The 23318-nt window shown below is 65.7% G+C and carries 17 protein-coding genes; 10 read left to right on the top strand and 7 right to left on the bottom strand.

Annotated features, from left to right (window positions below):
• The first annotated feature begins 147 nt into the window (after positions 1 to 147).
• A complete protein-coding gene (locus tag AC3WLX_RS10355) occupies positions 148 to 1083 on the top strand; it encodes a glycine--tRNA ligase subunit alpha (protein ID WP_492335754.1) in 936 nt (311 codons plus the stop codon).
• The gene (glyS, locus tag AC3WLX_RS10350) at positions 1083 to 3314 is read left to right on the top strand and encodes a glycine--tRNA ligase subunit beta (RefSeq protein WP_492335753.1); all 2232 of its coding nucleotides are present in this window, start codon (positions 1083 to 1085) and stop codon (positions 3312 to 3314) included. Before AC3WLX_RS10355 ends, glyS begins: the two co-directional genes overlap by 1 nt.
• A 333-nt stretch (positions 3315 to 3647) precedes the next feature.
• Here glyS and AC3WLX_RS10345 read toward each other — a convergent pair whose 3' ends face one another.
• On the bottom strand, positions 3648 to 3998 hold the full coding sequence (locus tag AC3WLX_RS10345; protein WP_291622820.1) for a DUF1236 domain-containing protein: 351 nt from the start codon (positions 3996 to 3998) through the stop codon (positions 3648 to 3650).
• Between the two features lie 223 nt (positions 3999 to 4221).
• Here AC3WLX_RS10345 and AC3WLX_RS10340 point away from each other — a divergent pair, with 223 nt between their 5' ends.
• The 3 genes from AC3WLX_RS10340 (at position 4222) to AC3WLX_RS10330 (ending at position 9383) form a co-directional block, all read left to right on the top strand.
• Positions 4222 to 4377 (top strand): DUF3096 domain-containing protein, encoded by a 156-nt coding sequence (locus AC3WLX_RS10340; RefSeq protein ID WP_008562090.1) that lies wholly within the window; start codon positions 4222 to 4224, stop codon positions 4375 to 4377.
• 99 nt (positions 4378 to 4476) lie between these two features.
• Positions 4477 to 7431 carry a pyruvate, phosphate dikinase gene (gene ppdK, locus AC3WLX_RS10335; protein WP_492335752.1) on the top strand — a complete coding sequence of 985 codons (2955 nt, stop codon included), beginning with the start codon at positions 4477 to 4479 and terminating at the stop codon, positions 7429 to 7431.
• 503 nt (positions 7432 to 7934) lie between these two features.
• Positions 7935 to 9383, top strand: coding sequence for a cell wall hydrolase (locus AC3WLX_RS10330; RefSeq protein ID WP_492335751.1), 1449 nt, complete (start codon positions 7935 to 7937; stop codon positions 9381 to 9383).
• Positions 9384 to 9495: 112 nt separating this feature from the next.
• Here the strand turns inward: AC3WLX_RS10330 and nadC are convergent, their stop codons facing one another.
• The 3 genes from nadC to nadA are packed head-to-tail and all read right to left on the bottom strand — an operon-like array spanning position 9496 to position 13108.
• Complete coding sequence (nadC, locus tag AC3WLX_RS10325) at positions 9496 to 10374, bottom strand: carboxylating nicotinate-nucleotide diphosphorylase (RefSeq protein ID WP_492335750.1); 879 nt, start codon at positions 10372 to 10374, stop codon at positions 9496 to 9498.
• Positions 10375 to 10384: 10 nt separating this feature from the next.
• Positions 10385 to 11989, bottom strand: a complete 1605-nt coding sequence (locus AC3WLX_RS10320) for an L-aspartate oxidase (RefSeq protein ID WP_492335749.1) — start codon at positions 11987 to 11989, stop codon at positions 10385 to 10387.
• A gap of 12 nt (positions 11990 to 12001) precedes the next feature.
• Complete coding sequence (gene nadA / locus AC3WLX_RS10315) at positions 12002 to 13108, bottom strand: quinolinate synthase NadA (protein ID WP_492335748.1); 1107 nt, start codon at positions 13106 to 13108, stop codon at positions 12002 to 12004.
• Positions 13109 to 13438: 330 nt separating this feature from the next.
• On the opposite strand from nadA, the gene AC3WLX_RS10310 reads away from it, so the two are divergent.
• The 5 genes from AC3WLX_RS10310 to AC3WLX_RS10290 all read left to right on the top strand — a co-directional run bounded on the left by AC3WLX_RS10310 (position 13439) and on the right by AC3WLX_RS10290 (position 18749).
• A complete protein-coding gene (locus tag AC3WLX_RS10310; protein WP_492335747.1) occupies positions 13439 to 14692 on the top strand; it encodes an MFS transporter in 1254 nt (417 codons plus the stop codon).
• 40 nt (positions 14693 to 14732) lie between these two features.
• On the top strand, positions 14733 to 15719 hold the full coding sequence (acuI, locus tag AC3WLX_RS10305; protein ID WP_492335746.1) for an acrylyl-CoA reductase (NADPH): 987 nt from the start codon (positions 14733 to 14735) through the stop codon (positions 15717 to 15719).
• A gap of 114 nt (positions 15720 to 15833) precedes the next feature.
• Positions 15834 to 16421 carry a hypothetical protein gene (locus tag AC3WLX_RS10300; protein ID WP_291629637.1) on the top strand — a complete coding sequence of 196 codons (588 nt, stop codon included), beginning with the start codon at positions 15834 to 15836 and terminating at the stop codon, positions 16419 to 16421.
• Between the two features lie 158 nt (positions 16422 to 16579).
• Positions 16580 to 16813: a DUF6894 family protein gene (locus AC3WLX_RS10295; protein ID WP_291629638.1), complete on the top strand. Its 234-nt coding sequence runs from the start codon at positions 16580 to 16582 to the stop codon at positions 16811 to 16813.
• Between the two features lie 247 nt (positions 16814 to 17060).
• Entirely contained in the window at positions 17061 to 18749 is a 1689-nt protein-coding gene (locus AC3WLX_RS10290) for a methyl-accepting chemotaxis protein (protein ID WP_492335745.1), read from the top strand.
• Positions 18750 to 18752: 3 nt separating this feature from the next.
• Here the strand turns inward: AC3WLX_RS10290 and AC3WLX_RS10285 are convergent, their stop codons facing one another.
• The 3 genes from AC3WLX_RS10285 to AC3WLX_RS10275 form a co-directional block, all read right to left on the bottom strand.
• Positions 18753 to 21464, bottom strand: a complete 2712-nt coding sequence (locus AC3WLX_RS10285) for a DUF2339 domain-containing protein (protein ID WP_492335744.1) — start codon at positions 21462 to 21464, stop codon at positions 18753 to 18755.
• A 50-nt stretch (positions 21465 to 21514) separates the two neighbouring features.
• On the bottom strand, positions 21515 to 22483 hold the full coding sequence (locus tag AC3WLX_RS10280; RefSeq protein WP_492335743.1) for an NUDIX hydrolase: 969 nt from the start codon (positions 22481 to 22483) through the stop codon (positions 21515 to 21517).
• 217 nt (positions 22484 to 22700) lie between these two features.
• A complete protein-coding gene (locus tag AC3WLX_RS10275) occupies positions 22701 to 23207 on the bottom strand; it encodes a tyrosine phosphatase family protein (RefSeq protein ID WP_492335742.1) in 507 nt (168 codons plus the stop codon).
• Between the last annotated feature and the right edge of the window lie 111 nt (positions 23208 to 23318).

Genomic DNA, 23318 nt, shown 5'->3' with positions numbered 1-23318 from the left:
ACGGAATGAGCGGCGCAATGGATTCCGGGCTCGCCCTGCGGGCGCCCCGGAATGACGGCCCTTTCCGTCCCCTTCGCCTTGATTCCCATCCCCGCCGTCGATACGGTCCCGCGCGATTCAAACCCCCCGCGAGAGCCCGATCTGACGATGGACGCCTCATTGCCCGCCCATATGCGCCCGGAACGCTCGTTCCAGGGCTTCATCCTCGCGCTCCAGCGGTTCTGGGCCGAGCAGGGCTGCGTGATCCTGCAGCCCTACGATATGGAGATGGGCGCGGGCACCTTCCATCCGGCGACCACGCTGCGCGCGCTCGGGCCAAAGCCCTGGAATGCCGCCTATGTGCAGCCCTCGCGCCGGCCAAAGGACGGCCGTTACGGCGAGAACCCGAACCGGTTGCAGCATTATTACCAGTTCCAGGTGATCATGAAGCCGTCACCGCCGAACCTTCAGGAACTGTACCTGAAGTCGCTCGCCGCCATCGGCATCGATTCCTCCGTGCACGACATCCGCTTCGTCGAGGACGATTGGGAGAGTCCGACGCTAGGTGCCTGGGGTTTGGGCTGGGAGTGCTGGTGCGACGGCATGGAGGTCAGCCAGTTCACTTACTTCCAGCAGGTCGCGGGATTCGAATGCGCGCCGGTTGCGGGCGAGCTCACCTACGGGCTCGAGCGTCTCGCGATGTATGTGCAAGGCGTCGACCGCGTCTACGACCTCAACTTCAACGGCCGCGAGGGCGATGCCAAGGTCACTTATGGCGACGTCTTCCTGCAGGCCGAGCGGGAATATTCGAAGCACAATTTTGAAGTTGCCGACACCGCGATGCTGTTCGAGCAGTTCAAGATGGCGGAGAACGCTTGCCGGAAATATCTCGACGCCGGGTGGAAGGACGGCAAGCGCGAGGCGCATCTGATGGCGCTGCCGGCTTACGACCAGTGCATCAAGGCCAGCCACGTCTTCAACCTGCTCGATGCGCGCGGCGTGATCTCGGTGACCGAGCGGCAGAGCTACATTCTTCGCGTGCGCGAACTGGCAAAAGCCTGCGGCGAGGCCTGGATTCATACTGAAGCGGGCGGAGCGGCCTGATGCCCGATCTTTTGCTTGAACTGTTTTCGGAAGAAATTCCCGCGCGCATGCAAGCCAAGGCAGCGGATGACCTGCGCCGTCTCGTCACCGACAAGCTCGTCGCCGAAGGCCTGGTCTATGAAGGCGCGAAGGCGTTCGCGACGCCGCGCCGGCTTGCGCTCACCGTGCACGGCATCCCCGCGCGCCAGCCTGACCTCAAGACCGAGCGGCGCGGCCCGAAGGTCGGCGCGCCCGATGCGGCCGTGCAGGGTTTTCTCAAGGCGACGGGATTGAAGTCGCTGGATGAAGCAAAAATCCAGCGCGACCCCAAGGGTGACTTCTACGTCGGCCTGATCGAGAAGCCCGGCCGCGACGCCATCGACGTGCTCGCGGAGATACTGCCCGTGATCATCCGCACCTTCCCCTGGCCGAAATCGATGCGCTGGGGCGCGCGTTCCGGAAAGCCCGGCTCGCTCAACTGGGTGCGTCCGCTGCACGCGATCACCGCGACCTTCGGCCTCGAGACCGAAGAGCCCGATGTCGTGAAGTTCGAGATCGACGGCATCGAGAGCGGCCAGACCACTTACGGCCATCGCTTCCTTGCGCCGGCAGCGATCTCCGTGCGCCGCTTCGAGGACTACGAAGCCAAACTGCTCAACGCCAAGGTCGTGCTCGACCCTGAAAGGCGCAAGGATACGATCCTCACCGACGCCAAGCAGCTCGCCTTCGCGCAAGGGTTCGAGCTGGTCGAGGACCAGACCCTGCTCGACGAGGTCGCCGGCCTCGTCGAATGGCCGGTCGTGCTGATGGGCTCGTTCGAGCCGGAATTCCTGGCGACGCCTGCCGAAGTCATCCGCGCCACCATCCGCAACAACCAGAAGTGCTTCGTGGTGCGCGACCCCAAGACGGGCAAGCTCGCGAGCAAGTTCATTCTCGTCGCCAATATCGAGGCGACCGACGGCGGCGCCACCATCATCGCCGGCAACGAGCGCGTGATCCGCGCGCGGTTGTCGGATGCGAAGTTCTTCTACGAGACCGACCTCAAGACCAAGCTCGAGGAGCGCCTGCCGAAGTTCGAGCAGATCGTGTTTCACGAGAAGCTCGGGACGCAGGCGGAGCGGATCGAGCGTATTGAGGAAACGGCGGAGGAAATTGCTCAGCTTATCGGCGCCAATGTTGAAAAGGCTAAGCGCGCTGCAAAGTTGGCAAAGGCCGATCTGCTGACCGAAGTTGTCGGGGAATTTCCCGAAGTGCAGGGCTTGATGGGCAAATACTACGCACTTGCGTCAGGCGAGGATGCGTCTGTCGCGGCCGCCTGCGAAGAGCACTACAAGCCGCAGGGGCCGAGTGACCAAGTTCCCTCTGATTTGGTGAGCGTGACTGTCGCTCTTGCAGACAAGATCGATACGCTCGTCGGCTTTTGGGCGATTGATGAGAAGCCGACCGGAAGCAAAGATCCCTATGCGTTGCGCAGAGCGGCGCTCAGCGTGATCCGACTGATCGTCGAGAATGGGTTACGCTTGAAGTTGAAGCCGCTTTTGGTCAGCGCGGCACAAGCAGTTGGTGATCACTTGAGAGATCCGGAGCTGGATCGCGATTTTGAGGCGGCGCAAAGACTTGATGACGCGTTCGGGGGAGATTCTCGCGTTGACGAGTTGATGGAGGCGGACCGAGCAAGATCGTCGAACGACTTCGGTAGATCGGAGCGTAAGACGGCCGCGGTTTTGGATAATCTCCTCGCCTTTTTCGCCGACCGCCTCAAGGTCCAGCTCCGCGAGCAGGGCGCGCGGCACGATCTCGTCGATGCCGTGTTCGCACTCGGCGGTCAGGACGACCTCCTGATGATCGTCCGGCGCGTCGAGGCGCTCGGCAAATTCCTCGAGTCCGACGACGGCAAGAACCTGCTCGCCGGCGCCAAGCGCGCCAGCAATATCCTCAGCATCGAGGAGAAGAAGGACAAGCGCAGCTTCGACGGCGAGCCGGATGCGGCGCTCTACAGCCTCGCTGAGGAGAAGGCGCTGGCCAAGGCGATCGGTGAGGTGAAGGCGGAAGCCAGCGCCGCCGTCGCCAGGGAAGACTTTGCCGCCGCGATGAGCGCGATGGCGAAGCTGCGTCCGCCGGTCGATGCCTTCTTCGACAGGGTGCGCGTCAACGACGACGATGCCAAGGTGCGCGAGAACCGGCTGAAGCTCCTGAACGAGATCCGCAGCGCCACGCGCGCGGTGGCGGATTTCTCGAAGATCCAGGATTGAGGCGCGAGATCCCCGGTTCAGGCGCGCCGAACGCCGCAAACACAGACGTCATTCCGGGGCGCGCCGCTTGGCGCGAGCCCGGAATCCATTTCTCCTCGTAACTCGCGGCACGATGGATTCCGGGCTCGCGCTATGCGCGCCCCGGAATGACGGCTGTTGATGTGTCGCACACAAAAATGCCCCGCCCGGCGGGGGGAGGACCGGGCGGGGCTGATGTCCGATTAACACAGTTCGCGCCAGCCTGATGTGACGCGCCGGACATCGATTGGGCGGATAGCGTCTTCACGCGAGACGGCAACCGCCTCACGTGAAGAAGCGCTTCCAACTACGAATCTAGTCCACCACCTCGACGATGCGGCGCGAGCGTGGCTCGACCAGCACGGTTTCGCCGTTCACGACGGTGTAGCGATAGGTGGTGGCGCCGAAGCGTTGCGGCACGTCATAATAGGTGACGCCAGCCTCGGGTAAGGTGGTGCCGACCACGACGCGATCCGGAATGCTGAAGGCTGGTACACGCTGCTCGACAACATACTCACGAAAGGCGGGCCGGTGTTCGACTGCAATCGTCGGGCCGTCAACCACGGCGGGCGCGCGTCCGACCGTGACGGTGCTTTGCGCCTGCGCGGCAAGCGGCGAGCCGATCATGGCCGCGAGCGCTGCAAGAGCAAGAATCCTGTTCCGCATGGGCAACTCCTTCAACGTGATGTCCAGCCGCGCAAGCGGCGCGACCGGTTGCCAATGCATGCCCAAAGCCAATGTTCCGGGAAAAGGCCGGCCTTATTCGCGGCAATTTCAGGCAGTTTCGCGGGCACGGGAACTCTCGGCCGGTGCTGCGCATCTCTACTCGCGGAACCTGTCCGGGTATGATCCGCGCGCGATTCGCCCCACCTCCACAGAAAGATAGTTCATGCACATCACCGTCGCCCACATTTCGCCGATCCTGTCGTTGATTGCGGGCGTGCTCATTCTGATCATGCCGCGGCTTCTCAACCTCATCGTCGCGATCTTCCTCATCGTCAACGGCGCGATCGGACTCGGGCTCCTGAAGTGGCTCCGCTTCTAAGCGGCGTTCACTTTTCGGAACTGTCCGCCTTGCGCGGGCCCGCCCAAAGTGGTGTAAGGCCCGCGATTTCCCATTCCTCTCGCAGGTTGTGTGCAAGCTATGGCCAAAGCCGCCTCGAAGCCCAAGAAAATGCCAGCGAAAATGCCAGCGAAATCAAAGCCCTCTGCTGCCGCGAAAGCCGCGCCGCCAGCCCGCAAGGCGCTGGCCCAGAGCGCGCCGAAGCCGGTCGCCAAAGCTGCTGCTGCCAAGGCCGCTGGAAAGCCGGCTGCTAAGCCGGTTTCAAAGGCCGTGACCAAGGCGGCCGCGCCGAAGGTCGCTGCCAAGCCCGCTCCGAAGACGGCTGCACCTGCCAAGGCAGCGCCTGCTGCGGCCAAAGCCGGCAAATGGGTCTACACGTTCGGCGACGGCAAGGCCGAAGGCCGCTCGCAAATGCGCGACCTGCTCGGCGGCAAGGGCGCCAATCTCGCCGAAATGGCCAATCTCGGCCTCCCCGTGCCTCCGGGCTTCACCATCCCGACCTCGGTCTGCACTTATTTCTACGCCCACGACAAGACCTATCCGAAGGAGTTGCAGTCGCAGGTTGAGAAGGCGCTCGACTATGTCGGCAAGTTGACCGGCAAGATCTTCGGCGATTCCAGGAATCCGCTGCTCGTGTCGGTGCGCTCCGGCGCGCGCGCCTCGATGCCGGGCATGATGGACACCGTTCTGAATCTCGGCCTCAACGACCAGACCGTGGAAGCGCTGGCAGAATTGTCGGGCGACCGCCGCTTCGCCTATGACAGCTATCGCCGCTTCATCACGATGTATTCGGACGTGGTGCTCGGCTTCGAGCACCATCACTTCGAGGAAATCCTCGACACCTTCAAGGACAGCCAGGGCTATACGCTCGACACCGACCTGTCGGCTGACGAATGGGTCGAACTGGTCGGCAAGTACAAGGACGCGGTCGCGCGCGAGACCGGCAAGGACTTCCCGCAGGATCCGCACGACCAGCTCTGGGGTGCGATCGGCGCGGTGTTCTCATCCTGGATGAACGCGCGCGCGGTGACCTATCGCAAGCTGCACGACATTCCGGAATCCTGGGGCACCGCGGTCAACGTGCAGGCCATGGTGTTCGGCAACATGGGCGAGACCTCGGCGACCGGCGTCGCTTTCACCCGCAATCCCTCCACCGGCGAGAGCAAGCTCTACGGCGAGTTCCTGATCAACGCGCAAGGCGAGGACGTGGTGGCGGGCATCCGCACGCCGCAGGACATCACCGAGGACGCGCGCAAGGAGTCGGGCTCCGACAAGGCGTCGATGGAAGCGGCAATGCCGGAGGCGTTCAAGGAGCTGACGCGGATCTACACGCTGCTCGAGAAGCACTACCGCGACATGCAGGACATGGAGTTCACCGTCGAGCAAGGCAAGCTCTGGATGCTGCAGACCCGCGGCGGCAAGCGCACCGCGAAGGCGGCGCTGCGCATCGCGGTCGAGCTCGCCAACGAGGGCCTGATCTCGAAGGAGGAAGCGGTGATGCGGATCGATCCGGCGTCACTCGACCAGCTTCTGCATCCGACCATCGATCCCAACGCCAAGCGCGACGTGATTGCCACCGGCCTTCCGGCTTCGCCTGGCGCGGCCTCCGGCGAGATCGTATTCTCCTCGGACGAGGCCGCCAAGCTCCAGGGCGATGGGCGCAAAGTGATTTTGGTCCGCATCGAGACCAGCCCCGAAGACATTCACGGCATGCACGCCGCTGAAGGCATCCTGACCACCCGCGGCGGCATGACCTCGCATGCCGCGGTGGTCGCGCGCGGCATGGGCAAGCCCTGCGTCTCCGGCTGCGGCACCATCCGCGTCGATTACGGCCGCGGCACCATGAGCATCGGCTCGCGCACCTTCAAGACCGGCGACGTCATCACCATCGACGGTTCGCTCGGCCAGGTGCTCGCCGGCCGCATGCCGATGATCGAGCCGGAGCTCTCCGGCGAGTTCGGCACGCTGATGAACTGGGCCGACCAGGTCCGCAAGATCGGTGTCCGCGTCAACGGCGACACGCCCGATGATGCGCGCACCGCGATCAAGTTCGGCGCGGAAGGCATCGGCCTCTGCCGCACCGAGCATATGTTCTTCGAGGAGACGCGCATCCGCACGGTGCGCGAGATGATCCTCTCCGAGGACGAGCAGTCGCGCCGCGCCGCGCTGGCAAAACTGCTGCCGATGCAGCGCGCCGACTTCGTCGAGCTGTTCGAGATCATGAAGGGCCTGCCGGTCACGATCCGGCTTCTGGATCCCCCCCTTCACGAATTCCTGCCGCACACCCATGCCGAGGTCGAGGAAGTGGCTCGCGCCATGAACACCGACCCGCGGCGCCTCGCGGACCGTGCCCGCGAGCTCTCCGAGTTCAATCCGATGCTGGGCTTCCGCGGCTGCCGCATTGCGATCGCGTATCCCGAGATCGCGGAGATGCAGGCCCGCGCGATCTTCGAGGCGGCGGTGGAGGCGCAGAAGCGCACCGGCAAGGCCGTCGGACTCGAGGTGATGGTGCCGCTGATCGCGACCAAGACCGAGCTCGATCTCGTCAAGGCGCGGATCGACGCCACCGCCCAGGCGGTGATGCGCGAGACCAACACCAAGCTGGCCTACCAGGTGGGAACCATGATCGAGCTGCCGCGCGCCTGCCTGCTCGCGGGCCAGATCGCGGAGTCGGCCGAGTTCTTCTCGTTCGGTACCAACGACCTGACGCAGACCACCTACGGCATCAGCCGCGACGATGCGGCGAGCTTCCTCGGCCCCTACGTGGCGAAGGGGATCCTGTCGGTCGACCCCTTCATCTCCCTGGATCAGGAAGGCGTCGGCGAGCTCGTCAAGATCGGCGTCGCGCGCGGCCGCAAGACGCGGGCGAAGCTGAAGGTCGGCATCTGCGGCGAGCACGGCGGCGATCCCGCTTCCGTCGCCTTCTGCCACAATATCGGCCTCGACTACGTCTCCTGCTCGCCCTACCGCGTGCCGATCGCCCGCCTCGCAGCGGCGCAAGCCGCGCTCGGCAAGTCGGTCGCGAGCCAGGCGTAAGAAGAAGCGCAATTGAGTTGAGAGAGGCGGGGGCAAAACCCCGCCTCTTCCAATTTATGCACCGCACTTTCTACGCAGCGTTCGAGTTCGGGGTTGCGCTCGCCACACATTCGATGTCATCGCCCGGCCTCGAGCGGGCGATCCAGTACGCCGAACGGTCCTGATGGAATCGAGACGCCGCGGCGTACTGGATGCCCCGGTCGAGCCGGGGGCAATGACGGCGTTTGTTGTCGTAGCCAGGAACTCACACGTCCCATAGTGATACGTGCGCGCAAGAGTTTCTTCACCATTTGCGTTGACCGATTGTTTACCGCTTCACATCAGGCGGCATTTACCAACGCGCGTCATCGCTCCGTGAAAACACCTGTGTTCGCTTGAGTGTGCCTCGCACGCAACGCGGATTAACGCCCCGGCAACCTAAATTAGATACTCACAATAAAGATCGAATTGCACGGATGTACTGAGTTCGATCGGACCAGCGTAAGTGTAGCGTGAGCGTATCGATGTCTGTGTTGCGTAACCATCCGAAGGGCGCGCGGTTCGCGTCCTTCGGCATCGGTCTCTGCATCTTCGCATTGATGCCGAGAGAGACCGGCTATCAGGATATTGCCTCGTTGCTGGCGCGCCAACCCGGCGTCGCCGAGCGCTGGCAGAAGCAGGTGTTCTCCGCGGCCTCCTCGATCCAGCTCGCCACCTACAGCTTTTCACGCCCCATCGGCACGTCGATGCCGCAGAGCGCGATGGTCCGGCTTGCCAGCCTCGACGGCCGCGACGTCACCGGCGCGATCAACCGCAATCCTGCGCTCCAGGCGCCGCCGCGCTACCAGGCTTCCGACTTTCCCAGTGTCGACCGTTCCCTGAAGGGTGATCGTCTCACAATCGTCGCGCCCACGCAGGTTCCCGAGACGACCGCGCCGGCTGCAGAGCCGGCAAAGGAGGATCCCGCGACGTCGAACAGCTCGGTCTTCGGCGCCAAGTCCGCCGCGTTGCCGCAGGTGATGTCGCCGGAATCCGCCGCCGCGCTTGATCCCGAGCTCCAGGAGGCGCTGCGTGCCCCGCCGCTGTCGCAATATTCCAATCTGCCGCAGGCGAGCGATGCCGCGCGGGCACTCGCAGTGCCGCCGCTGGAAGCGTTGAAGCGGGCCGCGAGCCCGGCCGCGCCTGCGCGCGATCCCTTCAGCGTCAAGACCTCGAGCCTGTTCTTCGGCAGTTCCTCGCTCGGCGGCAATATCGAGACCATGGAGAGCTGGCAGCCCGGCGCCGAGCCGCTGATTGTGACGCCCGATCCCGACATGAAGGTGACGGCCGCGCTGAGCCCGCCGACGGCGGAGATCGCCAAGGATATCGAGAGCGGCGAGAGCGTCGCGCCGAAGGGCGAGGTCAACGCCGACAACCAGCGCGCCAGATCGCCGGCGGAGCGGCTCGCGCTCGACGACAAATCGCGGGCGAAATCGGAAAAGTGCCTTGCCGAAGCGGTCTATTTCGAAGCCCGGGGCGAAGCCGTCCGCGGTCAGATCGCGGTGGCGCAGGTGGTGATGAACCGTGTGTTCTCCGGCAAATATCCCGACAGCGTATGCGGCGCGGTCTACCAGAACAAGCACCGTCACCTGGCCTGCCAGTTCACATTCGCCTGCGACAACAATGCCGACGTGATCCGCGAGCCCGAGATGTGGGAGCGCGCCAGGAAGATCGCCAAGGCGATGCTGGACGGTCAGATCTGGCTGCCCGAGGTCGGCAAGTCCACGCACTATCACGCTTATTGGGTACGCCCGTCCTGGGTCGCCGAGATGAAGAAGATGTACAAGACCGGCGTGCACACCTTCTATCGTCCGCGCAAATGGGGCGACGGCAGCGAAGAGCCGAGCTGGGGCACGCCGGCGCAGACCGCCGCGCTGTCGGCCGAGCTCGCGCAGGAAGCCAAGAGCTCCGCCGAGATGGGTGAGCGGCGATAGCGCCTGCAAGTGATCGTCATGCCCGGGCTCGTCCCGGGCATCCACGTTCTTCGCAGCGCGGGACAAAGACGTGGATGGCCGGACAAGCCCGGCCATGACGCAAGACGCGCCATCACGCCTCGATGTCCAGCGCACAGTCGAAGTTCGGCGCCGAATGCGTCAGTGCGCCGGCCGAGGCGTAATCGACGCCGGTCGCGGCGATTGCGGCGATCGCGTCCAGCGTGACGCCGCCCGATGCCTCGAGCGCGAGGCGGCCCTCGTTGATCGCGACAGCCTCGCGCAGCGTCGCGAGGTCCATGTTGTCGAGCAGCACGGCGTCGGCCGTTCCGGTCGCCAGCACCTCGCGCAATTGCGCCAGCGTATCCACCTCGATCTCGATCTTGACCAAATGGCCGGCATGGGCTCGTGCGCGCTCCAGCACCGGACGGATGCCGCCGGCGACGGCGATGTGATTGTCCTTGATCAGGATGGCGTCGTCGAGCCCGAAGCGATGGTTGAAGCCGCCGCCGCAGCGCACCGCGTATTTCTCCAGCGCGCGCAATCCCGGCGTGGTCTTGCGCGTGCAGCAGATGCGCATCCTGGTGCCCTCGGTGCGCGCCACGTAGTCCGCCGTGAGCGTGGCGATGCCCGACAGGCGGCCGACGAAGTTCAGCGCGGTCCGCTCGGCGGTGAGAATGGCGCGCGCGGGGCCCGAGATCGTCATCACGTGCTGGCCGCGCGCAACCCGCGCGGCATCGCGGACATGTGCGCGCACGTCGATGTCGGGCGACAGCTTCTGCAAGGTCGCTAGCGCCAGCGGCAGGCCGGCGATCACCCCGGACTGGCGCGCGACGAGCACGGCTTGTGCGCGCGTCGCCTCCGGGACCGTCGCGAGCGAGGTGATGTCGCCGGCGCGGCCGAGGTCCTCGTCGAGCGCGCGCTCCACGGCCGTGTCGATCGCGAGCGGCGAGAGAAACGCATCGGGATAGAGCAGTGAGGTCGGGGTGATCATATGGCCTCCGTCAGGCGATCATGGGTTGCGAGCTCCGCGGGCGCGAATGCTCGGTCAGGCTCTCCGCGACCTCGCGCGCTGCGGCGAGGGTGGTCATCGTTCTCTGTGCCGGCCCGGGAGCCTCGGCCGGATGATCCGAACGGAAATGCGCGCCGCGGCTCTCGCGCCTCGTCCAGGCCGCCGCGGCAACGAGCAGAGCCGACGCCGCCATGTTGCGGAGGACGTTGTTTCCGGCCTCCCGCTCGAGCATGGCGAAGTGGTGCACCGCTTCCGCAAGCCCGTCACCGTCGCGCATCACCCCGACACGCGCGCTCATCATCGCACGGAGCCGCTTCACCGTTGCAGCGTCCAGCGGTCCGGCGCGTGACGCCACCCATGCGTCTGGTGAGCGGGCGGGCGAGGGAACAGCGCAACCGGCGATGTCGTCGGCGATGCGCGCGGCATAGACCACCGCCTCGAGCAGCGAATTCGAGGCGAGGCGGTTGGCGCCATGAGCGCCGGTCGCGGACACTTCGCCGCCAGCCCAGAGCCCGTCGATCGAGCTGCGGCCGCGCGCGTCCACCGCGATGCCACCCATGTGGTAATGCGCAGCCGGCGCGATCGGAATCGGTTGCGCAGCCGGATCGATACCGGCTGCGATGCAGCTCGCATGAACCGTCGGGAATTTTTCGGCAAAGCGCGCGCCCAGCGCCTGCCGCGCGTCGAGGAAGGCGCCGCGCCCGGCCGCGATCTCGGCGAACACGCCGCGGGCGACGATGTCGCGTGGCGCGAGCTCGGCGAGCGGGTGGTGCGCCGGCATGAAGCGCTCGCCGTTGCCGTTGATCAGCGTCGCCCCCTCGCCGCGCAGGGCTTCGGTGGCGAGTGGCGCGGGATCGCGGCCGACCATGATTGCGGTCGGGTGGAACTGCACGAATTCGGGGTCGGCGATGACGGCGCCGGCGCGGGCCGCGATCGCGAGGCCCAAGCCGCTCGCTTCAGAAGGATTGGTGGTGACGCCGTAGAGATGGCCGAGCCCGCCGGTCGCCAGCACGATCATGCGCGAGGCGAGCATGACCGGCGGTGCAGCGGGGTATCCGGCCTCGCGCAATTGAAGCCCGGTGACCGCGCCGTCCCCGGTCGACAATGCTTCGGCCACGAAGCCTTCCACCAGGCGGATCGAGACCGTGCGCCGCACCGCCTCGCTCAAGGCTGCGATGATGGCGGCGCCGGCGCCATCGCCGCGCACATGCACGATGCGCCGCGCGGAATGCGCAGCTTCCCGTCCGACGGCAAGCCTGCCTTCGAGGTCGCGATCGAACGGCACGCCATAGGCAAGAAGATCCTCGATGCGCGGCGCCGCCTCGCGCGCGATCCCGAGCGCGACGGCGTCGTCGACGAGGCCGCCGCCGACCGCGATTATATCGGCCGCGTGTGCCTCCGGCGTATCGCCTTCGGCCACCGCCGCGGCGATGCCGCCTTGTGCCCAGGCGGACGACGCGCCCTGTCCGAGCGGTGCCGCCGAGATCAAGGTCACCGGCCGCGGCGCCAGCTTCAGCGCGCAGAACAACCCGGCGAGGCCGCCGCCGACGATGACGACGTCGTCGGTGCAAGCGAGGTCGTGGATGCTGTGTTGCATGTTGTCTTGCTCTCAATTCTTCAGATTGATCATCCGCTCCACCGAGCGCCTGGCGCGCTCTGCCAGCGCGGGATCGATCATCACCTCCTCGCGCAGCGTCAGCAGGCTCTCCAGAATCTTGGCGAGCGTGATGCGCTTCATGTGCGGACAGAGATTGCAAGGGCGCAGCATCTCGACGTCAGGCAGCTCGGCCCTGACATTGTCGGCCATCGAGCATTCGGTGATCATGATTAGCCGCCGCGGCCGCTTTGCGCGGACCCAGTTGATCATGTGTGCGGTCGAACCGGTGAAGTCCGCCTCCGCCAGCACGTCCGGCGGACACTCCGGATGCGCGATGATCTGCACGGTTGGATCGGCCTGGCGATATTGGCGCAGCTCCTCGCCAGTGAAACGCTCATGCACCTCGCAGGCGCCCTTCCAGGCGATGATCTTCACGTCGGTCTTGGAGGCGACGTAGGTCGCCAGATAGCGGTCGGGCAGGAAGATCACGGTCGGCGCATTCAGGCTCTCCACCACCTCCACCGCGTTGGACGAGGTACAGCAGATGTCGACCTCCGCCTTCACCTCTGCCGAGGTGTTGACATAGGCGACGACGGGCACGCCGGGAAATTTTTCGCGGAGCAGCCGCACGTCCGCGCCGGTGATGCTGGCGGCAAGCGAGCAGCCGGCGCGCGAATCCGGGATCAAGACGGTCTTGTCCGGATTGAGCAGCTTCGCGGTCTCCGCCATGAAGTGCACGCCGCACTGGACGATGATGTCGGCCTTCACCTTGGTGGCTTCGACCGCGAGCTGCAGCGAGTCGCCGCCGATGTCGGCGACGCAGTGGAAGATCTCCGGCGCCTGGTAGTTGTGGGCGAGGATGACGGCGCCCCGCGCGCGCTTCAGCTCGTTGATCGCGTGAATCGTCGGCGCCATCAGCGGCCATTCCACCGGCGGGATCACGTGCTTGACGCGCTCATAGAGCGGCGCCGTGGCGCGTTCGATCGCCGGGGTCCACTCCAGGGAGGGCTCTGGCGATCTCGGTCCCGTGGGCACCGGCGCAGCGCGGGGCGGGGTGATGGGTTGGCCCCTCGGCCGATTGGTGAAGTCGTCGGGGCCGTAAATTCCAGAAATGGGCATCGAAGCCTCCCATGCGTGGCTTGTTATGCTCACATTGAGAATATACCTGGCCCGAGAAATCCGGCCGCAAGGCCGGTCCAGGTCAAATATGCTCAGCATGAGTAAATCAAAAATAGCACGGCACCCCGCGTGTGGCTAGGTGCTCCCTCACACATTCCCGTCAACAGGCCGCTAGTCGCATCACCTGAGGTCGCATTGAAACGCAATGCTCCCGCGGCAGCTCTTCGTGAAATGCAATCGTTTTTGATTTGGGATCTTCATGCAGATGCATTAAACGGGCTGTCCGCGGCTGCTGATTTGCGGGCCCGCCAAAGACAGACGAGGAAGACAATGTCGACACAGATCGGCGAGCTCGCTCCGGCCTCCCGTTCCTCCAACTGGCGTACCCCGGCCGTCATCATTCTCTGCGGCTGTGCGATCGGCATGCTTGGCTTCGGCCCGCGCTCGGCGCTCGGGTTCTTCGTGCAGCCGATGAGCCATGAATTCAGCTGGGGCCGCGACGTGTTCGGCCTCGCCATCGCCGTGCAGAATCTGTTGTGGGGACTAGGCCAGCCGTTCGCCGGTGCGGTGGCGGATCGCTTCGGCCTGTTTCGGGTGATGTGCGTCGGCGCGCTGCTCTATGCCGGCGGCCTGCTCCTGATGCGCTATTCCTCGACGCCGCTGTCGCTCAACATCGGCGCCGGCGTGATGATCGGCTTTGGTCTTGCCGGCTGCTCGTTCAACCTGGTGCTGTCGGCCTTCACCAAGCTCTTGCCGGCGGAGAAGCGCGGCCTTGCCCTCGGCGCAGGCACTGCCGCTGGCTCGTTCGGACAGTTCCTGTTCGCACCGATCGGCGTCGCGCTGATCGACAATTTCGGCTGGCAGCAGGCCCTCTCCGTGTTCGGTTTCCTGATGCTGCTGATCATCCCGCTATCGCTGGCGCTCTCGACGCCGCCTGTCGCAAGCACGGCCAATACGGCGCCTGCGGACGAGCAGACCATTACAAAGGCGCTCGCGGAGGCTTTCGGCCACCGCTCCTATGTGCTTTTGGTACTCGGCTTCTTCACCTGCGGCTTTCAGCTCGCCTTCATCACCGTGCATCTGCCGGCCTTCCTGGTCGATCGCGGCATCACCGCGCAAACCGGCGGCTGGGTGATCGCGGCGATCGGCCTGTTCAACATCATCGGATCGCTCAGCGTCGGCTATCTCCAGAACAGCTTGCCCAAGCGCTACATCCTCTCGACCATCTACTTCACGCGCGCGCTTGCGACGCTCGCCTTCATCTCGTTCCCGATCACGCCGTTCTCGGCGATCATGTTCGGCGCGATCTCCGGCCTGACCTGGCTGTCGACGGTGCCGCCGACCTCGGCGCTGGTGGCGCTGATGTTTGGCACTCGCTGGCTCGCCACGCTCTATGGTTTCGCGTTCGTCAGCCACCAGGTCGGTGGCTTCCTCGGAGTCTGGCTCGGGGGCATCGTATTCGAAGCGTACGGTTCCTACACACCGATCTGGTGGCTCTCGATCCTGTTCGGCGTGCTCTCGGCGCTGATCAATCTTCCGATTGTGGAGAAACCCGTCGAGCGAGCGGTTGCGCAGCCGGCCTGATCAGCTAAACAGTCCCGACAACAAGTCAGGGAGTTCAGTCGTGGCCACATTCAAGGCTGTCAGGATCGACAAGGCAGACAAGGGCACCACCGCACAGCTCACGCAGTTCGACGAAGCCGAGCTGATGGAGGGCGACGTCACCGTCCGGGTCGAATGGTCGACGCTGAACTACAAGGACGGCCTCGCGCTCACCGGCAAGGCGCCGGTGGTGCGCCGCTTCCCGATGATCGCCGGCATCGACTTCGCCGGCACGGTCGAGGCCTCCTCGCATCCGCAGTGGAAGGCCGGCGACAAGGTCGTCTGCACCGGCTGGGGCATGGGCGAAACCCATCTCGGCGCCTATGCCGAGAAGGCCCGCGTGAAGGGCGACTGGCTGGTCGCCCTGCCGCAAGGCCTGTCGGCGCGCGACGCCATGGCGATCGGGACAGCCGGCTTCACCGCGATGCTCTCGGTGCTGGCGCTCGAGAAGCACGGCATCTCGCCGAAAAGCGGCCCGGTCGTGGTGACGGGCGCTGCCGGCGGCGTCGGCTCCGTCGCGATCGCGGTGCTCGGCAAGCTCGGCTACCACGTCATCGCTTCGACCGGCCGCGCCGCGGAGGCCGACTACCTGAAGCAGCTGGGAGCCGCCGAGATCATCGACCGCAACGAACTGTCGGGTCCGGCAAAGCCCCTCGCCAAGGAGCGCTGGGCGGGCGGCGTCGACAGCGTCGGCTCGACCACCCTCGCCAACCTGCTCTCGATGACGAAGTATGGCGGGGCCATTGCGGCCTGCGGCCTCGCGGCCGGCATGGACCTGCCGTCCTCGGTGGCGCCGTTTATTTTGCGCGGAGTGTGCCTTCTCGGCATCGATTCCGTGATGTGCCCGATCGAGCCCAGGAAGGCGGCCTGGCAGCGCCTGGCAACCGATCTGGATCCGGCGAAACTGTCTGAAATAACTACAGAAATTTCCTTGTCCGAAGTTTCGGATTGGGGCGCCAAGATCCTGGCCGGCCAGGTCCGCGGCCGCGTCGTGGTAAAAATTGTCTGACGGCGTTCAGACTTTACCAACCAAGCTGCTTCAATCTCGCCATGGTTCGTATGGTAAGCAGCGGGTAAAGAGATAAGGCATCGCCCGCTGCGGGGGTTGGGTTCGGAGTTGAGCATGCTTGCGCGTATTGTGTTGGGGGCTGTCACGGCGGCAGCAACGTTTGCGCCGGCCATTGCGGGAAGCATGAACGCCGACGAGGCGCGCCGCTTCGTCGCCGGCAAGGTATTCGCCTTCACCTGTTTCGACGGCACGCGCGGTGCAGGGCGCATCCTCGACGATCTCGGCGCCGCCGGCGCGGTGCAATTCTCGGGCTCCGGCCCGGTCAAGCATCTCCGATTACCCGGCAACACGCTCCAGATCCGGGGCCAGAACGTTTGCGCCTCGATCAAGGGCATTCCGTTCGAGCCCTGTTTCAATCTGGAAAAGACCGACGATCGCAGCTTCCGCGGTTCGGTGTCGGGCATGGGCTTCGCCTATTGCGACTTCCGTCACCAGGGCGGCAATCAGATGCTGATGGCCCGCGCTGTCGCGCGCCCGCGCTCATTGCACAGGCCGGAGCACACCGGTTCGGTCGCCGCCTCGAACACCGAGGTAGCCGCGCGGGTCGAGACCCCGCGCGTCGAGAGCAGCCGGATCGAGCCGGTGAAGTCCGAGCCCGCGAAGACCGAGGCCCCGTTGGAGCTGCGCCGCTCGACCCAGTGAGCGGCCTGCACGAGGCAGCCCCGCCGCTCCTTCCGCGATCATCCATCGAACCCGAAGCCGCCGCGCCGTAGTCTTACGGACGGCAGCCTTCATGCCTTGGTAGCTGTTCGCGCCTCAGTTTGCGCGGGGCAGGGGGCGGTCCACGCAAGGGTTCGACGATGTCGCTCTACTTCTTTCGCATCAGCACCGGTCGCTATTCCGGTGCGGCCGACCAGCCGTTCGAATTCGAGGATCGCGCGGCAGCCTGGACCGAGATGACCGAAGTCTGCGCCAATCTGCTCGGCAGTATCGCACGCGGCCTGAAGCCGAATGCCAAGTGGTGCATGGAGCTGCTCGACGAGAACAAGCAACCGGTGTTTCGCGTCAGTCTCGTCGGCGAGACGATCGACTGAAAAGCGTCCTAGATCCGACCTGAAGCTGCAATCTGCAACTATGACGAGAGCATTTCCATCTGCGTCGATCATCGGCGCGCGCGAGCCGTAGTTTTACGTAGGTTCCTGTTAACGCCTGTTTGCAATTATGAGCGCAATCTCACGGGATAAGAACCAGCCAGCATCGTTGAACTGACCCCCGCCCGGTCGTCCGTCGTGACGTCTGAGGCGCAGGTGATGTGCGCGTTCACTATCGGGATTTGTCGTTATGTCGAAGTTGTCGATCGTCTTCAAGCTGCTGACCGTGCTGTCGGTGCTCGTGCTCTCGCTCGCCGGTGTCGGCGTGATGGCGATCGGCACGATGCAGAACATCAATGCCCATACGGTCGAAATCGCACAGGGCTGGTTGCCGAGCGTACGTGCGCTCGGGTCGATGCGCGCCGACATCAACGAGTTGCGCGTCGCGCTGCGTCTGCACCTGATGCAGGATACTGCCGAGGGCAAGGAAGCGGCTGAGAAGCGCCTGGCTGGCTTGCGCGAACGGATCGAGAAGACCCGCAAGATCTACGAGCCGCTGATCACGAGCGCCGAGGAGCGCGCGCTCTACGAGCAATGGACCAAGGCCTGGGCCGATTATCTGAATGGCGTGCAGGAGACCATGGCGCTGTCGCGCAAGAGCGTCGGCCGCTTCCCGACCGATGCCAACGAGATGTTGCAGACCAAGGTCGCGAAGATGGCCCAGGCCGCAGATCCCCTGCTCCAGAAGGGCATCGAAATGAACAATCAGGGCGCCGAGATGGAGACGAAGCAGGCGGCCGACAGCTACGCTACGATCTTCCGTGTGCTGGTCGGGATCATCGTGGCCTCCGTCGTGATCGCGATCGCCGCCGCCTACTATCTCGTGCGGGACGTCTCGCGCGGCATCGCCTCGATCATTCGGCCCATGCAGTCGCTCGGCGAGGGCGACCTCTCGGCCGAGGTGCCGCATCGCGGCGAGAAGACCGAGATCGGCGCGATGGCGGACGCGCTCCAGATCTTCAAGGACGCGCTGATCGCGAAGAAGGCTGCCGACGAGGCCGCGGCGCGCGACGCCGAAGCCAAGATCGAACGCGGCCGCCGCGTCGATGCCATCACCCGCAATTTCGAGACCATGATCGGCGAGGTCGTCCAGACCGTGTCGTCGGCCTCCACCGAGCTCGAGGCCTCAGCGGCCACGCTGAGCGGCACCGCGCAGCGCGGCAAGGAGCTCGCAACGGTCGTTGCGGCTGCGTCGGAGGAAGCCTCCACCAACGTCCAGGCGGTGGCGTCCGCCTCCGAGGAGCTGTCGTCCTCCATCACCGAGATCAGCCGCCGCGTGCAGGATTCGGCGCGGATGGCGGCGGAGGCCGTCGAGCAGGCGGCAAGGACCAACGAACGCGTCAACGCGCTGTCGCAGGCCGCCTCCCGCATCGGCGATGTCGTCGAACTCATCAACACCATCGCCGGCCAGACCAATCTGCTGGCGCTGAACGCGACGATCGAAGCGGCGCGCGCAGGGGAAGCCGGCCGCGGCTTTGCGGTGGTCGCCTCCGAGGTCAAGGCGCTGGCCGAGCAGACCGCGAAGGCGACCGGCGAGATCGGGGCGCAGGTGTCCGGGATTCAGGCCGCGACGCAGGAATCGGTCAGCGCCATCCAGGAGATCGGCGGTACCATCGAGCGTCTGTCCGAAGTGTCTGCCGCGATTGCGGCCGCCGTCGAGGAGCAGGGCGCGGCCACACAGGAGATCTCGCGCAACGTTCAGCAGGCCTCGCTCGGCACGCAGGAGGTTTCCTCCAACATCACCAACGTGCAGCGCGGCGCGACCGAGACCGGCTCGGCCTCGGCCGAAGTGCTGTCGGCGGCGAAGTCGCTGGCGACCGACAGCACCCGCCTGAAGGTGGAAGTCGCGCAGTTCCTGGAATCGGTCCGCGCGGCCTGACCTTCACGCGCCCGTCTGCGGCGCGGCCGGCGGCGGCGTAACCTGCCGCCGGAACAGGATGCGTTGGTACAGCCAGCCGATCGCGACCAGCACGACGCCGAGGCACATGAACGAGAGCGCGCGATAGACGCCGGTCAGGGTCGACATGTCGACCACGAAGGCCTTCAGGATCGTCAGCGCGATCACGGCGGCAGAGGCAAGGCGCGCGCGCTCCGAGTTGACGAGGATCCCGACGCCGAGCAGAACGACGCCGAAACCGAGCCAGCCGATCGAATAGGTGTATTGCTCGGCGCTCGTGGTGGATCCTGTGGACAGGATCGGCCCGTGATAGAAGCGGCGGATCTCGAGCGTGACATAAGCGAGCGCGAACACGAGCGCGCCGCCTGCAATCGTATTGGCGTAGACCTTGCCACGCTCGCCGACCACCGCATAGGACAGGAGCAGCATCAGCACGGCCGGCAGCGCATAGCCGAGCAGCAACAGGTTGAACACGAGTCCGCCGACGTCGGTGCGCCACAGCAGCGGATTCTCCAGGATCAACAGGCCGAATACGCTGATGAGCCCGGCGATCACGGTCAGAACGACCGCGCCGGCATTGTGCACGATGCTGCGGCTGCGCAGCCGCAAGCGTTCCAGCCCGATCGCCATCGCCAGCGTGATGCAGACCTGCAGCGCGAATTCGAGCAGCGAGGGGGCCGCGGTCATGCGGCCGCCGGTCGCAAAGTGCCTGATCTCCATGAAGGCGAGCAGGGCGGTGAACAGGATTGCTGCGGTCTCGACCATGCGCAGCGGCGCATCGTCGGCGCGGCGGCGCAGGAAGACGCTCGCGGCCCAGAACGATGCGGCCGGAAGGCCGTAGCCCCACAACAGCCAGTTGAAAATCGGCGTGGTGCCGACGGCGTCGCCGACGATGCGAGGATCGTAGGCGATGCGCGCAGTGACGAGCCCGGCGAAGATCGCGGCGAGCCAGCGCAGGAACGGAATCGGGCGCTGCAACGAGATCCAGGCGGTGCCGAGCGACATCAGCGCAAGCGCGATGGTGAGCCAGCCCTTTTCCAGTGCGAAGGTCAACGCCAGCGCCAGCGCGCCGAGCGTGCCGGTCGCGAACAGGGCGGTGGAAATCATGCCGCCCGGCCGGGTTTCCCGACGCGTCAGGGCTTCGGTCGCGGCGCCGAACGCTGCCGCGAGCAGCACGGCCAGGATCGCGAAGGGGATCGAGCGGTCGAGATGGGCAATGCGCGCATAGAGCGCAACCAGGATCGCGATCGGCGTGGCGACGCCGGCCGCCGACCACACCACCGGAATGATCGCGGAGTTCGAGCGACCCTGCGCGAGGAAGCCCGCAATGCCGAAGCCGGCGGCGAAGATCGCGGCCGTCACGAGATGCAGCGTCACCGCGCTGTCGGTCACGGCCGATCCAATTCCCGCGATGGGGCCGCCCGGCAGCACCAGCATATCAGGATTGGCGCGCACCGCCCATTCGGCGAACACGATGAAGACGGCTGACGCAGCCGCGCCCAGCGCACCGGTCGCCGCCGGCGCGCGCCAGGCGACGAACAGCGTGCCGCCGACGAGAAGTGCAAACGCGATCAGCGCGAGGTCGGCATGCGCGCTCGACAGCACGATCAGCATCGCGCCGAACAGATAGGCGCCGAGCGAACTCGAAGACACCGGCTCGATCTCGCCGTCCTCGATGCCAGGCCCGAACATGAAGCCGCAGACGACGAGCAGCGCCGCCAGCACGAAGCCGGCAATGACGTGGAAGGCGTACGGGGCGACCTGCAGTTCGGCGGCGTCGAGACCCGGGAAGGTCCAGAGCACGGCGAAGACGATGGTCGTGACCGCAAGCCAGCGCCACAGTCGGATACGGGCGAGACCAAAGCTCGCAGCTGTCACGACCGCAAGATAGATATAGAGCGCCCAAAAGTCCGGCTTGTCGCTGGAGACGAGGATCGGCGTCACGAAGGCGCCGACCACGCCGAGGCCGGCGAGCGCAGGGCCGTGCAACAGTGCAGCGGCCAGCGTCCCCATCGCAACGATGCCGAGCAGCACGAAGGCCGTCGCCGGCACGAGGAAGCCGTAGAGCGCGTAGGCCGCGTAGATGGTCGCAAACGCCACCGCGGTGCCCGCTGCGGTGAGGATCGCGGGAATGTTTGCGATCGGCAGCGCCGCAATGCTCGAGATGCTCTCCTTGCGGCGCGTCCATTCGCCGGCGCCTAGCAGCGCGGCTGCGAACAGGCCACCCAGGAATACGCGCACGCCGGGGCCAAGAAGGCCGGCCTCGATCGAATAGCGCACCATGAAGAAGCCGCCGAGCGCGAGCGCAAGGCCGCCGATCCACACCACCCAGCGCGTGCCGAGCCGCTCCTCCAGGCCGGGTGCGGGTGCCGGCAGCGGCGGCGGTGCGCCGGCTTCGAGGCTGGTTTCGAGCGGTGGAGAAGGAGCATCCTCGGCGAGGGGCGGAGGCGGCACCAGTTCAGGTTCGGGCGCAAGCGGCGGCGGCTCCGCGGCGGCGGTTGTGGCGGTGGCCGCGGGTGCCTGCTCCCAAACAGCCGTGAGCGGCGGCGGCTGCACCGGACGCTGCGCATTGAATATCTCTTCGAGCGAGCTCAGCCGTCGCCGCAGCTCGGTCGCCTGGTTCGAGGCCTTGATTGCAATCAGGAAGGCGATGATTGCAATGATCAGCGCAAAGAAATCGAACGGGCCGTCGAACATGAAGCCTCCAGGCCACCGGCGGGCAGGGGCCGGTACCATACTATCAGGATCTAGCGCCGGGAGCGTACGCGCAAGCCCGGCGCGGGCCGCTCCTGGAGCACTTCGCGGCGGAAGCGGTAGAGCGCCGCCGGCCGTCCGCCCGTCTGTGTCGACATCGCCCCGGTCGGTTCGACCAGGGCTTCCATTTCGACCAGGCGGCGGAAATTTTGCTTGTGCAGGTGCCGGCCGGAGATCGCCTCGACCGTGTGCTGCAGTTCGGTAAGTGTGAAGTCGGCGGGCAAAAGTTCAAAGACCACAGGACGATACTTCAGCTTTGCCCGCAGCCGCGCGATTCCCGTGGCGAGAATCCGGCGATGGTCGAACCGCATCGAGGTCCCGAGCGGAGGCAGCGTCTTGCGCGCCAATGCCGCGGGGCGGCCGTCGCGCCGCGCCTCCTCGATCAGCCCGGCCTCGTACAGCAGCTCGTAGCGGTCGAGCACGCGCTCCTCGTCCCAGGGCGCCCCGTCGAGACCGAAATAGAAGCGCACGCGATCCTTGCGCGGCAGCGCGCGCGTGGTCTCCGGTGTATCCTCCTCGGCCCACTTGGTCAGCGCCGGGATGATGTCGCGGGCGATGATCGCCGGCGGCTGCTCGCGCCAGTCTTCCCAGGGGAAGAAGCGGTACCACGGCGCGAAGCTCGCTGCGTTTGCCGCAAGCTCGCCGTCGACAGGGCGCGTTAGCGCGAGATAGCCGATCGACACGATATGGGCGCCGGTGTCGCCGGCCTCGGCATGGCGGCCGCGATCGCCGAACGTGTAGAGCTGCTCGACATAGCCGAGCTGCAGGCCCGCCTGTTGCTCGACCCAGGCGCGCAGGCCGATCTCGAAGGTGCGATGGCTCACAGCGTCGAACGGGCCGAACGGCAGGCCGGCAAGCCCGTCTGCACCGCGCGAGGTGAGGATCTGCGGCTCGTGGCTTTCGATCGCGACGATGGCGGCGGTGAGGCCGATTTCGATCGGGGTGAGCTGCGTGTCGCTCATGCGACGATGATCGCGGGTGTTGCGGAAAGAATATCTTCGTTGTTTGAACAGATCTGGCCGCGGGCTCGTTGTAACCTCTCCCGCTTGCGGGAGAGGTCGGCGCGTAGCGCCGGGCGAGGGCTTTCTCCTCTAGGGGGCTGTCCCAATGCGGAGACACCCTCTCCCCAACCCTCGCCCTCAGGCGGGAGAGGGGGCGCACCTCCATTGTGGCGCCCGGTCATTCGAGCTCGATCACGAAGGGGCGGCTCTCGACCATCATGGCGCCGGGACCCATCTCGTCGAGTGCGCGCAGCATGCGGCCGTTGCGGCCCAAGGCGCGATCGGCGAGGCTGACGATGCGGCGGTTCGGCGAGGCGATCGGCGAGGCCGCGCGGATCTTCCTGGCGATCTCGATTTCGTCGCGGTTTGGATTGAGTGCGCATACGGCTGCGAACGCGCTCGCGGTGGAGCGGCTGATGCCGGCATAGCAATGCACCACCAGCGGGGCGCTGCGGTCCCAGCCGCGCACGAAATTCAGCACCTGGTCGACATGGTCTTCCGACGGCGCAACGAAACCGTCGATCTCCTCGGTGATGTCGTCCATCGACACCTTGAGATGATTGGCCGGCAGCACCGAGACGGGGCGCGCCACCTGCTCGACATTGGCCATCACGGTCAGCACATGGCTAGCTCCGGTGAGGCGGACGGTTTCGGGAAGCGCGGCGAGGGAACAGACGTGGATCATGGCGGTCCTTTTTCTTGACTATAACCGCCGCCGTAGGGTGGGCAAAGCGACATGTCCGCCGTAGCTCAAAGGGCGAAGGCGGATGCATGCCCACCACTCTTGTCGCAACCG

Source organism: Bradyrhizobium sp. FW305-F6 (assembly GCF_058782905.1).
The sequence above is the reverse complement of the archived record's forward strand: the minus strand, read 5'-3'. Positions and strand labels throughout refer to the sequence as shown.

Excerpts from the sequence above, each read along its gene's own strand:
- AC3WLX_RS10355 (WP_492335754.1), top strand. The coding sequence starts at position 148 with ATGGACGCCTCATTGCCCGCCCATATGCGCCCGGAACGCTCGTTCCAG.
- glyS (WP_492335753.1), top strand. The coding sequence starts at position 1,083 with ATGCCCGATCTTTTGCTTGAACTGTTTTCGGAAGAAATTCCCGCGCGC.
- AC3WLX_RS10345 (WP_291622820.1), bottom strand. The coding sequence starts at position 3,998 with ATGCGGAACAGGATTCTTGCTCTTGCAGCGCTCGCGGCCATGATCGGC.
- AC3WLX_RS10340 (WP_008562090.1), top strand. The coding sequence starts at position 4,222 with ATGCACATCACCGTCGCCCACATTTCGCCGATCCTGTCGTTGATTGCG.
- ppdK (WP_492335752.1), top strand. The coding sequence starts at position 4,477 with ATGGCCAAAGCCGCCTCGAAGCCCAAGAAAATGCCAGCGAAAATGCCA.
- AC3WLX_RS10330 (WP_492335751.1), top strand. The coding sequence starts at position 7,935 with ATGTCTGTGTTGCGTAACCATCCGAAGGGCGCGCGGTTCGCGTCCTTC.
- nadC (WP_492335750.1), bottom strand. The coding sequence starts at position 10,374 with ATGATCACCCCGACCTCACTGCTCTATCCCGATGCGTTTCTCTCGCCG.
- AC3WLX_RS10320 (WP_492335749.1), bottom strand. The coding sequence starts at position 11,989 with ATGCAACACAGCATCCACGACCTCGCTTGCACCGACGACGTCGTCATC.
- nadA (WP_492335748.1), bottom strand. The coding sequence starts at position 13,108 with ATGCCCATTTCTGGAATTTACGGCCCCGACGACTTCACCAATCGGCCG.
- AC3WLX_RS10310 (WP_492335747.1), top strand. The coding sequence starts at position 13,439 with ATGTCGACACAGATCGGCGAGCTCGCTCCGGCCTCCCGTTCCTCCAAC.
- AC3WLX_RS10300 (WP_291629637.1), top strand. The coding sequence starts at position 15,834 with ATGCTTGCGCGTATTGTGTTGGGGGCTGTCACGGCGGCAGCAACGTTT.
- AC3WLX_RS10295 (WP_291629638.1), top strand. The coding sequence starts at position 16,580 with ATGTCGCTCTACTTCTTTCGCATCAGCACCGGTCGCTATTCCGGTGCG.
- AC3WLX_RS10290 (WP_492335745.1), top strand. The coding sequence starts at position 17,061 with ATGTCGAAGTTGTCGATCGTCTTCAAGCTGCTGACCGTGCTGTCGGTG.
- AC3WLX_RS10285 (WP_492335744.1), bottom strand. The coding sequence starts at position 21,464 with ATGTTCGACGGCCCGTTCGATTTCTTTGCGCTGATCATTGCAATCATC.
- AC3WLX_RS10280 (WP_492335743.1), bottom strand. The coding sequence starts at position 22,483 with ATGAGCGACACGCAGCTCACCCCGATCGAAATCGGCCTCACCGCCGCC.
- AC3WLX_RS10275 (WP_492335742.1), bottom strand. The coding sequence starts at position 23,207 with ATGATCCACGTCTGTTCCCTCGCCGCGCTTCCCGAAACCGTCCGCCTC.